Annotated in this window: 9 protein-coding genes; 4 read left to right on the top strand and 5 right to left on the bottom strand. The window is 67.9% G+C overall.

The genetic code is table 11. The annotated features are described in order from the left end of the window. Positions 1-26 precede the first annotated feature (26 nt). Positions 27-842 carry an HpcH/HpaI aldolase/citrate lyase family protein gene (locus ACWIGI_RS36050; RefSeq protein ID WP_454208035.1) on the top strand — a complete coding sequence of 272 codons (816 nt, stop codon included), beginning with the start codon at positions 27-29 and terminating at the stop codon, positions 840-842. A 94-nt stretch (positions 843-936) separates the two neighbouring features. Here ACWIGI_RS36050 and ACWIGI_RS36045 read toward each other — a convergent pair whose 3' ends face one another. The 3 genes from ACWIGI_RS36045 to ACWIGI_RS36035 form a co-directional block, all read right to left on the bottom strand. Next, complete coding sequence (locus tag ACWIGI_RS36045) at positions 937-1,761, bottom strand: mycofactocin-coupled SDR family oxidoreductase (RefSeq protein WP_454208034.1); 825 nt, start codon at positions 1,759-1,761, stop codon at positions 937-939. After that, the gene (locus ACWIGI_RS36040; RefSeq protein ID WP_454208033.1) at positions 1,758-2,312 is read right to left on the bottom strand and encodes a nuclear transport factor 2 family protein; all 555 of its coding nucleotides are present in this window, start codon (positions 2,310-2,312) and stop codon (positions 1,758-1,760) included. Before ACWIGI_RS36040 ends, ACWIGI_RS36045 begins: the two co-directional genes overlap by 4 nt. Positions 2,313-2,472: 160 nt before the next feature. Then, the gene (locus ACWIGI_RS36035; protein WP_454208032.1) at positions 2,473-3,270 is read right to left on the bottom strand and encodes an SDR family NAD(P)-dependent oxidoreductase; all 798 of its coding nucleotides are present in this window, start codon (positions 3,268-3,270) and stop codon (positions 2,473-2,475) included. A gap of 426 nt (positions 3,271-3,696) precedes the next feature. Here ACWIGI_RS36035 and ACWIGI_RS36030 point away from each other — a divergent pair, with 426 nt between their 5' ends. Continuing rightward, the gene (locus ACWIGI_RS36030; RefSeq protein ID WP_454208031.1) at positions 3,697-4,527 is read left to right on the top strand and encodes a TetR/AcrR family transcriptional regulator; all 831 of its coding nucleotides are present in this window, start codon (positions 3,697-3,699) and stop codon (positions 4,525-4,527) included. Between the two features lie 52 nt (positions 4,528-4,579). On the opposite strand, the gene ACWIGI_RS36025 is transcribed toward ACWIGI_RS36030, so the two are convergent. After that, the gene (locus ACWIGI_RS36025) at positions 4,580-5,194 is read right to left on the bottom strand and encodes a TetR/AcrR family transcriptional regulator (RefSeq protein ID WP_454208030.1); all 615 of its coding nucleotides are present in this window, start codon (positions 5,192-5,194) and stop codon (positions 4,580-4,582) included. A gap of 188 nt (positions 5,195-5,382) precedes the next feature. Between ACWIGI_RS36025 and ACWIGI_RS36020 the strand changes: the two genes are divergently transcribed. Further along, entirely contained in the window at positions 5,383-7,581 is a 2,199-nt protein-coding gene (locus ACWIGI_RS36020) for a molybdopterin-dependent oxidoreductase (protein WP_454208029.1), read from the top strand. Next, positions 7,578-9,203, top strand: a complete 1,626-nt coding sequence (locus tag ACWIGI_RS36015; RefSeq protein ID WP_454208028.1) for an FAD-dependent oxidoreductase — start codon at positions 7,578-7,580, stop codon at positions 9,201-9,203. Before ACWIGI_RS36020 ends, ACWIGI_RS36015 begins: the two co-directional genes overlap by 4 nt. Before the next feature lie 10 nt (positions 9,204-9,213). On the opposite strand, the gene ACWIGI_RS36010 is transcribed toward ACWIGI_RS36015, so the two are convergent. Further along, complete coding sequence (locus ACWIGI_RS36010) at positions 9,214-10,149, bottom strand: hypothetical protein (RefSeq protein WP_454208027.1); 936 nt, start codon at positions 10,147-10,149, stop codon at positions 9,214-9,216. Between the last annotated feature and the right edge of the window lie 74 nt (positions 10,150-10,223).

The raw sequence follows: 10,223 nt of genomic DNA, 5'->3' as shown, positions 1-10,223 counted from the left end.
CGATCGCCACTCCCCGAAGGGTTCGCATGACCTGGCAGATTCCCGGACCCGGCTGGCTGTTCTGTCCGGCCGACCGTCCCGAGCGTTTCGAGAAGGCCGCAGCAGCAGCCGATGTCGTCATCCTCGATCTCGAGGACGGCGTCGCCCCCGACGACAAACCCGCCGCGCGTGCGGCACTGCTCCGGACGCCGCTCGACCCGGAGACCACCGTCGTGCGGATCGGTGCCGTGGCCACCGCGGACCACGCACTCGACCTCGCCGCGATCGCCCGGACCGGGTACCGGCGGCTGCTGCTCGCCAAGGCCGAGTCCGCGGACCAATGCGCCGCGCTGACCGGCTACGAGGTCATCGCGCTCGTCGAATCCCCGCTCGGGGCGCTGGCGGTGGAACGAATCCTGTGGGCCGACACCGTGATCGGCGCCATGTGGGGCGCCGAGGATCTGGTCGCCGGGCTCGGCGGGCAGTCGAGCCGGCGACCAGGGGGCGGCTTCCACGACGTCGCCCGGCACGTCCGGTCGGCGACCTTGCTCGCTGCCAAAGCGTGCGGCAAGTTCGCACTCGACGCGGTATTCACCGATATCGGGGATATCGACGGGTTACGTGCCGAGACCGCCGAGATCGCCGCGGTCGGATTCGACGCCAAACCGGCCATCCACCCCAGCCAGGTCGCGGTGATTCGCGCCGCCTACGCGCCGAGCGAAGCCGAATTATCCTGGGCACGGGATGTTCTGGAGCAGGCGCCCGAACATCGCGGTGTGTTCCGGTTCCGCGGCCGCATGGTCGATGGACCCGTGCTGCTGCAGGCCGAGCGGATCGTGAACAGGGCCGCCGCGAGCGCTTGACCGCTGACGCGAGTTCTGTGAGCCGAGGGCGGTGCGGCCGCGGCTGCACCCCCTCGGACGTCTCGCAGGCGACCGCCATGGTCAGCCCGCCCCGTCAGTATCTGGTCGAGCCCTGATCGACCGCCACGTGTGTGGCGGTGATGAGCCGGGAATCGTCACCGGCGAGCCAGGCGACGGTGGCGGCGATGTCCTCCGGCTCGGCGATCCACACCGGCAGGAACGGTGTATTCATGTTCGCCAGGGTGGGATTCGTTTCCAGGGCTCGCCCGATCGCGCCGACCATGTCGCCGGAACCCATCGGGGTGTTGACCGCGCCCGGGTGCACGCTGTTGACCCGAATCGAGTGCTTGCCGAGCTCCGCCGCCAGCGCGCGCGTCATACCGGTGACCGCGTGCTTGCTGGCGGTGTAGTGGACCATGAAGGGCTGCAGCTTGAGCCCGGCCGCCGAGCTGATCAGGATGATGGAGCCGCCGCGGCCACCGTCGATGATCTTCTGCGCGCCCGCCACGACAGTGTTCCAGACACCGATCACGTTGATGTCCAACACATCCCGGAACGATTCGCCGGTGATCTCGTTCCACACCTGCGGCGGGCTGATCCCCGCGTTCGCGACGATGATGTCGAGTCCGCCGCCCAGTTCGGCGATCCCGGTGTCCACGGCGGCCGCCAGCGCCTCCGCATCGCGCACGTCGGCCACCGACGCGACGATCCGCCGTCCCGTGGCCTCGACCAGCCGGACGGTCTCGTCGAGATCCTCCTTGGTGGCCGAGTCGTACGGGACCGACGCCGGCAGCGGTCCGCACAGATCGACCGCGATGATGTCGGCCCCGTCACGCGCCAGCCGGATGGCGTGCGCGCGCCCCTGCCCGCGCGCCGCACCGGTGATGAAGGCAGTCTTCCCTGCCAGTGGTCCGCTCATCTGTCCCCCTCCGGGGTCGTGTGGTTGGCGGGTCGGCGCGTCTCGGCCTCGACCCGATTGGCGGGCAGCTCGATCCCGACCGGGAAGCCTTCCCCGGTTCGGACGACGGTGCGGATCAGGTGCAGCGACGAGATCCGCCACTCACCACCGGTTTTGACGTAGGTTTCGTGGTACCTGCCCGCGCCGCGCAGCTCGTTGCCGTCGGGAAGGGCCAGCCAATCCGCCATCGCCCAGATGCCGGTCGCCGTCGTCGGCGAGGTGAGGGTGATCTCCGGCGTATGGCAGTGATGCACCGTGGCAACCTCGGCCAGGGTTTCCAGCACTCCCGCGACGAAGGCCTCCACACCGTCGAGGGTGAAACTCCGCGCGGGCTCGGCGGCGGTCCCCACCGTGAGGTCCGTGCGGACCGTGACGTCGCTGGTGAAGACCGTCCGCCACCCCGACTCGTCCTTGGTGTCGAGGAAACGGCAGTACCGGGCCTTCAACTCCTTGATGGCCTCTCGCTCGAGCAACTCGGTGAGCGCTGCCGCCGGCTCCGGATGCTGCGACATCTGCCCTGCTTTCCCGACACCCACGGCGAGGTGCGTTGTCGGCGTTGTAGGCGCCGGTGCGGGTGGCTCCGCACGACCCGATACTTGCTTGTCGTGCCAACAGTATCATCAACAGTTGCAGGTGAGGAGCAATCGTTTCCATGCCGAACGCGCGGGGCGCTCAGACGAAGTCGGAGCCGCCGTCCACGTTGACGTTGGCGCCGGTCATGTACGAGTTGCGGCGCGAGGCGAGGAAGGCCGCCACCGCGCCGACCTCCTCGGGCAATCCGGCGCGCGGCAGCTGCGCGGGATGGCCGAAGTGTTCATCGATCGCGTGCATCAACACGTAGGGGTCGGTGCTGTCGATGCCGACCGTCCGCGCCCAGGCCTCGAGGCCGGACGTGACCACGGTGCCGGGCGATACGACGTTGACCAGGATCTCGTCCTTCGCCAGCAGCAGCGACAGATTCTTGGAGATGCTGGCTACCATGGCTTTCGCGGCGGTATAGGCGGCCAGCGACACCGTCTGCCGCTGCGTCGACTGCGCCGAGAAGTTGACGATGCGACCCCAGTCCGCCCGGCGTAGCAGGGGCAGAGCGGCATTGACACTGTGCACGATCGACAGCACACCGTGATCCACCGCGGCATGCCACTGCTCGTCGGTCAACTCCTCGACGGTGCCCTGCACCGCGGGTCCGACGGTGTTGACGAGGGCGTTCAACCGGCCGTCCCACCGGTGGGCGAGATGGTCGAACGCGGCGGCGATCTCGGCGGGAAGGCAGGCATCGGCGACGAGGCCGACCGCATCGGGGCTGCCCGCCGCGGTCAGCACGGCCGCGGCGGCCTCGACGTCGGCCTTCGACCGCCCGATCACCGCCACCCGGGCGCCATCCTCGGCGAGACAACGCGCCGTGGCCAACCCCATCCCCCGGCTGCCGCCGACGACTACCGCTGTCGCACCGTCGAATCCGAGATCCATACCGCTACCGCCTCGAGTGTGATGTGATCCGCACTTTCCCATCGCCGTCTCGCGAAAGCGCGGGAGATTGCGAACTGTTCTTACTACTGTAACTACAACAATAGCCAACGGCGCAACCAACCCGACTTTGTCGGCAAAACGGATTCCTGGCGATGATCGCCCGGTCGTCGCCGCCCCGCATTCCACGGCCGGATCCAGCTCTCCGACTGCACGACAGCGGAATTCGGCGAGAGCGCTGCGGCGACACGGCTGACCACGGTATATACCGTTGCACCCACTGTAATAGAGTGACCGAACCGATTCCGCGCGAAGACCCACCGCACCGTTCGGCGGAATGCCCATCGGTAATAACTACTGTGGTAAGTATCAGGGCAGTTGCGAACAGGATCGAAAAACCTACCGTAGACCCCGAGAAGGTGGCCACAGATGACGAAGAAACCAGCCGCGGACAAGCGCCCCAGGCGTGAGCGGGGGTCTTTGAAGCCCGAGGACATCATCGATGGCGCCTTCGAACTCGCCGCCGACACATCTCTCGATGACCTGAGCATGCCGCAACTGGCCAAACACCTCGATGTCGGCGTCACCAGCATCTACTGGTACTTCCGCAAAAAGGACGAACTGCTCAACGCCATGACCGACCGAGGCTTTCTGGAGTACGAGAATGCCTCGCCGTTCGTCGAGACCGACGATTGGCAGGAAACCCTGCGCAATCACGCGAGCACGATGCGATCGATCTTTCTGAACAACCCGATCCTGATCGACCTGATCCTCATCCGCGCGGAATTGAGCCCGCGCGCAGCACAGGTCGGCGCCGCGCTGACCGAAAAGGTCGTCGCCAACCTCGTCGAAGCGGGGATGTCACTCGACGACGCCGTTGACATCTACTCGGCGATTCAGCTGCACACGCGCGGTTCCATTGTGCTGCAACGGCTCTACGATCGAAACAAAGCGGCCGGCGACGAACGCGGCGCCTATTACGAACAGCTGCAGGTCTTTCCGAAGTCGACTCCGTTGCTGAGCGAGGCGGCGTCGCGAGGCCATCACAGCGGCGCCCCGGACGACCACAACTTCGAGTACGGACTCGACGCGATCCTCGAACGCGCCGCCCGCCTGGTCGGCACGTCGGCCGACCGCGCTCCGTCGAAGAAGGCCGCGGCCCGCCCGGCCAAGAAGTCCACGCCCGCGAAGAAGACGACGACGGCCCGGAAGAGCGCCTCGCCCCGCCGCACCCGCTCGACGGCGTCCAGCGGCGAGTAGCCGATCGGGAGAACGAGCCCGCGATCGCCCGTGGGCTCGGCTCGAGCAGGCGCTATCGAGCGCGCAGCGACCGGTCGATCCCGGCGTCGGCTATGCCCAGGGCGGTTTCGACCAGGGGCCCGAACGAGTCCGGGTCGGCGTGGGGGTCGCGGCTCCAGTGGGTCATCGCCGCGAACACGGCCGCTGCCAGGATCGCGGCGATCGTCGCCGCCTGTAGCGCGGCGTCGGGGGCGGTAAAAGTGGTCGCCCGCAAGTGGTCTTCGATCTCGCGGGCGAACATTCCCTGTACGCGCTGTAGGTACACGGCGGCCTGCTCGTCGGTCAGTTCCGTCGAGCGCAGGCGGGCGAGTTCGCCGACCAGGCGGTGATCGTCGGGGGGAAAGGACTCCATCGCGTACCGGACCGACAGGCTCAAGGGTTCGCTGCGCGGGCGGACCGCCAGCGCGGTCCGGAACCAGCCGACGCGATCCTGGTAGTCGGCGAACAACACCTCTTCCTTGGTGGCGAAGTACCGGTAGAACGAACGTTTGGTGATGCCGACATCGGCCACGATCTCGTCGATGGTGGTGGCTGCGACGCCCTGGTCGGCGAACCGCTTCATCGCCGCCTGGACCACCGCGCGGCGGGTGCGTTCGCGCTTGGAGTCGATCACCGGTTGGCCACGCATGCTCGGATCGTACAAGACATCAAAATGTCACTATTGACTTTCTGGTTTCACGAGAGCCATAGTCGTGGGCATTCGATCTCAGCGGGACGCGGCAACGGCCCGCCGGTCCGACCGGCGGAATCGCCCCGGCCACGGGGCATCCCGGCGCCTTCGCGCCGCCGAGCACCGCTACCGGAAGGATGGACGTGGTGGGCGGTCATGCCGGGGAAACAGCCAGCGGCCCAAGCGAACTCGCACTGACGGAACAAAAGACCTTCTGCGCGATCTGCGAAGCGTCCTGCGGGCTGATCGCCACCGTGGACAACGGGCGGGTGCGGTCCATCCGCCCCGACCCCGAGCATCCGTCCTCGCGCGGGTTCGCATGCTCAAAAGGCGTTCAGTTCCACGAGATCGTGGCCGATCCCGATCGGGTGATCCATCCGATGCGACGCATGCCCGACGGCAATTTCGAGCGGGCGAGCTGGGACGAGGCGCTCGACGACATCGGCGAGCGGCTGCGCGCGATCCAGCGCCGGCACGGCAACGAGTCCATCGGGGTCGCCTTCGGCAATCCGGTCGCCTGGAACTTCGCGGCGGGCTTCGCCATCGCGGGACTCGCCGCCGCGCTGGGCACCAAACATCACTACGCGGCGTCCTCGGTCGATATCAACAACTACTACGCCGCGGACGACATGCTGTACGGCAGCACGATGGTCAGCCCGCTCCCCGACCTCGGTGATACGCACTTCGCGCTCCTGGTCGGCACGAACCCGGTCGTGTCCAAGGGCAGTCTCGTCACCGCGGGGCGCGTCCGCGACCTGCTCGTCGACATCCCGGCCCGCGGCGGCCGGGTCGTGGTGGTCGACCCGCGGCGCACCGAGACGGCCCGGATGTTCGAGCACGTCCCGATCCGGCCGAACGCCGATCCCTGGCTGCTCGGCGCGATGCTGCGAATCCTGTTCGACGACAACAGGATCGATCGGGACGCTATCGCCCGGCAGACCACCGGCATCGAACAACTGCGGGCGATGGCCGCGCGGTTCGACGTGGATCGCGCCGCCCGCGAGGCCGGGATCGAGGCCGGAACCATCCGGAGCCTGGCGCACGCCCTGGCCGACGCGCCGACCGCGTGCGTGCACGGGCGGTGCGGGGCCTCCCTCGGGCAATACTCGACCCTGACCAAGTTCCTGCTTGACGCTCTCGCGATCGTCACCGGCAACCTGGACCGGCGCGGCGGCCTGGTGTTCGGCGAGGCACTGGCCGATCTCAACGCGGTCGGCTCGCGGCAGGGAACTTTCGGGCGCAATCGGTGGAAGTCGCGGGTGCACGGTATCGGCGAACTCAACGACACGACACCGCTGGCCTGCCTCGCGGAGGAAATCACCACTCCGGGGAAAGGGCAGCTGCGCGCGTTGATCGCGATGTCCACGAACCTGGCCGCGACGGCGCCTGACAGCGCGAAAACCGCTGCGGCACTCGATGAACTCGAACTCATGGTCGCGCTCGACCCCTACCTCAGCGAAACCAGCCGCCGCGCGCATTGGATCCTGCCGCCTGCGCTGTGGCTCGAGCGCGAGCAGATGCCGATCTTCACCCAGGCGCAGTCGCTCGTTCCGCACGGGCAGTGGGTGGCGCCGGTGGTGCCGCCGCGCGGTGAAGCGCGCGAGGACGCCTGGATCATCGACCAGATCGCGCGTCGCATCGGTCTGGTGGCGTCGGCGGTTCCCGGAGCCAAGTTCCTTGCCGCACTGGGCATCCGGATTCCGCCGTACCTGATGGTGGATCTGGTGCTGCGCACCGGCAGGCACGGCGACCTGTTCGGATTGCGCAGGTCCGGGCTCAGTCGCAAGAAGCTGCTCGCCACGCAGGGCGCGGTCAAGCTCGCGGACGCGTGCCCGGTCGGCGTGCTGCCGCAGCGGGTGTTCACCACCGACAAGCGCGTTCATCTCGGGCACGACGAGCTCGTCGAAGAGGTCGACAGGCTGGTCGCGGCGGCGATCGACGATCCTCGATATCCACTGCGGCTGTTCAGTATTCGGCAGTTGCGCTCACACAACACCTGGATGCACAACCATGATCGGCTGATGACCGGGCAGCGACGCTGCCACGCCGTGCTCAGCCCCGCGGATGCCGCCGCCCACGGGGTGCACGATCGCGACACGATCACCATCACCTCACCCTGGGGCCGGGTCGCGGTACCGGTCAGGGTCAGCGACGAGGTCATCACCGGCTCGATCGGACTCACCCACGGGTTCGGCCACTCCGGCAGCTGGCGGCGGGCCGTGGCGGCCGGCGGCGCCAACTACAACCTGCTCACGCCCAGCGACATCGACTTCATCGATCAGCCGTCCGGCAACGCCTTCCTGAACGGCATCCCGGTCTCGATAGACGCAACGGACAATCCATGACCTATGTGATCACCCAGAATTGCTGCAACGACGCGACGTGCGCCCAGGTTTGCCCCGTCGGCTGCATCCACCCCACTCCCGGTGAGCCAGGCTACGCGCGCGCGGAGATGCTCTACATCGACCCGGATGCGTGCATCGACTGCGCCGCCTGCGTCGACGCCTGTCCGGTCGACGCGGTGTACGCGCGGGACGAATTGCCGTCGCACCTGGTCGATTTCGCCGATATCAATGCCGGGTACTTCCGTGCCAACCCCACCGCGCATACGCCGATCCCGATTCCGCTCACCCCGATTCGCAAGCCCGAATCCCACCCACTGCGGGTCGCGATCGTCGGCGCCGGACCCACCGGCTTCTACGCCGCGGAGCACCTGCTGCGCACGTCGCCGGTGCCGGTGCGGATCTCGCTGTTCGACCGCCTTCCAACGCCTTTCGGACTCGTGCGGGCCGGGGTGGCTCCCGATCACCCCCACACCAAGTCGGTCACCGACCTGTTCCGCTGGACAGCAGCCGACCAGGATCTCACCGCCTACTACAACGTGGAGATCGGCGAACACCTGAGCCATGCCGACCTGCTGGCCCACCACCACGCCGTCATCTACACGACCGGCGCCCCGCACTCGCGGCGACTCGGGATCCCGGGCGAGGACCTGCCCGGAAGCCATTCGGCCACCGAGTTCGTCGGGTGGTACAACGGCCATCCCGACTTCGCATACCTGCGCCCTGACCTGTCGGGCACGCGCGCGGTTGTGATAGGCAACGGCAATGTCGCCCTGGATGTGGCGCGAATCCTGCTGTGTCCCTTGCCAAGCCTGGCCCGAACCGATATCGCCGACCACGCGTTGACCGGTCTCGCGGGCAGCGAGATCGAGGAGGTCGTGCTGTGCGGGCGGCGGGGTCCGGACGACGCGGCGTTCACGACGCCGGAGATCATGGCGTTCGCACACCTCGAGGGCGTGGAGGTGGTCGTGGATCCCGCCGATCTGCGCGGCTCGAACGCCGAAGGTTTCGCCGCCGAGCTCAAGCGCCGGGCGCTGGCCGATCTGGCAGCCACGAGATCCTCCGGAAAGCGCCTTGTACTGCGGTTCTTCACCTCTCCGGCAGAGATCATCGGCGAGCGACTCGTCGAAGGTGTTCGCCTGGTCGACACTCGGGATCCCGAGGCAGGCTCGGCCACCGTCATGGACACGGGGTTGGTCATTCGCTCGATCGGCTATCGCGGAAAACCGCTGCCGGAATTGCCGTTCGACGAACACACCGGAACCCTGCCCAACGACCACGGAAGAGTCATCGACCCACAGACTCGCACCCCCGTCCCCGCCACTTACACGGCCGGCTGGATCAAACGCGGACCATCCGGAGTGATCGGCACCAACCGGGCGGACGCCGCGGAAACCGTGGCCGCCCTACTGGAGGACTTCGCCGCCCATCGCCTTCCCCCACCGCCGCAGACCGAAACCGACCTGTCGTCACTGCTCCGACAGCGCCAACCAGACCTCGTCGACCGGACGCGCTGGCAGCGCATCGACGAACACGAGATCAGGGGTGGCATCGAAAGTCGCAGGCCCCGAGTAAAACTCACGTCCAACGCGGCGATGCTGAGGGTCGCGGACAGCCGAGGCTGAGTTCCACGGTTCAGCTCTCCGGAGCCAATTGCTGTCGTACACGTTCCACACGGCGCTCGACACCGTCCAGGTGCTTCTGCGCGCGCTGCAGGGTCTCGCGGGCCGAACGCTCGGTGGCGGCGGTGAATCGGTGGCGCTGTTCGGCTTCGGTCAGGTCGGCGCGCAGGGTTTCGATGCGGTCGTCGAGGTCAGCTAGTTCGGCGGCCGCGGTGGCGTGGTCGGACCGGGCCGAAGTGACTGCGGCGTGGGCGGATTCGACTTCGGTGAGCAGCTTCTCGAGTTCGCGTCGCACCGCCGCCTGTGGATCTGGGGCCGGCTTGTCCGCAGGTGCGGAATCGGTGCGCCGACGGGTTCGTGCGCGCGATTCTTCGGTGGGAGACTCAGTGGAATCGGTTGCCGTCTCAGACTTTTCGGCATTCCGGGAGCTGTCTTCAGAGTCCTGCCCGCCGTCATCGGGAACAGATACCAGCGCGGCGGGGCCGAAGCCTTCGTATGTAGCTGCGGCAGTGAGTGTGCCGGCGCGGAGCTCGTCGGCGACCGACTGATCGGCCAGCGCGGCCTGCAGGGTCGCACCGATGTCGCGCAGCACGCTGTCGGTCAGGCGCTGCCCCCGATCCGCCGCCAGCCCGGCTGCCCTGCGGGTGACCGCGCTGACCACTTTCTGCCGCTGCGTCGTTAGCGCGCGCAGTTGCTCGGCGGAGAGGCGCCGCTGGGCATCCCGCAGGGCGTCCCCCACCTGCAGCAGTGCCTGGACGTCGTCGCTCGCCGCACGGGACAGCAGGTTCAACGCCCACGCCGCGACCGTGGGCCGCCGGAGCTTGCCGATGGCGGCGGCCAGGGCCTTGTCCCCGGCGTCGCGGGCCTGCCGCACCCGTTCGGTGCGAGCGGCCACGAACTCGGCTGGTGGGAGACCGTAAAGCTCGGTGACGATCCGGTCGAGCGTCATACCGCCCAAGCCTACGGGGCCACCTCCCATCTGCCCCGCAAGCGGCGGCGCTGCGGTCGGATGCGCCGAAATCC

The sequence above is a fragment of the Nocardia sp. NPDC055321 genome (genome assembly GCF_053645575.1).
This window is presented reverse-complemented; position numbering and strand designations above follow the sequence as displayed.

Coding starts and splice junctions, on each gene's coding strand:
- ACWIGI_RS36045 (WP_454208034.1), bottom strand. CDS start 1,761: ATGAGCGGACCACTGGCAGGGAAGACTGCCTTCATCACCGGTGCGGCG.
- ACWIGI_RS36030 (WP_454208031.1), top strand. CDS start 3,697: ATGACGAAGAAACCAGCCGCGGACAAGCGCCCCAGGCGTGAGCGGGGG.
- ACWIGI_RS36010 (WP_454208027.1), bottom strand. CDS start 10,149: ATGACGCTCGACCGGATCGTCACCGAGCTTTACGGTCTCCCACCAGCC.
- ACWIGI_RS36025 (WP_454208030.1), bottom strand. CDS start 5,194: ATGCGTGGCCAACCGGTGATCGACTCCAAGCGCGAACGCACCCGCCGC.
- ACWIGI_RS36040 (WP_454208033.1), bottom strand. CDS start 2,312: ATGTCGCAGCATCCGGAGCCGGCGGCAGCGCTCACCGAGTTGCTCGAG.
- ACWIGI_RS36015 (WP_454208028.1), top strand. CDS start 7,578: ATGACCTATGTGATCACCCAGAATTGCTGCAACGACGCGACGTGCGCC.
- ACWIGI_RS36035 (WP_454208032.1), bottom strand. CDS start 3,270: ATGGATCTCGGATTCGACGGTGCGACAGCGGTAGTCGTCGGCGGCAGC.
- ACWIGI_RS36050 (WP_454208035.1), top strand. CDS start 27: ATGACCTGGCAGATTCCCGGACCCGGCTGGCTGTTCTGTCCGGCCGAC.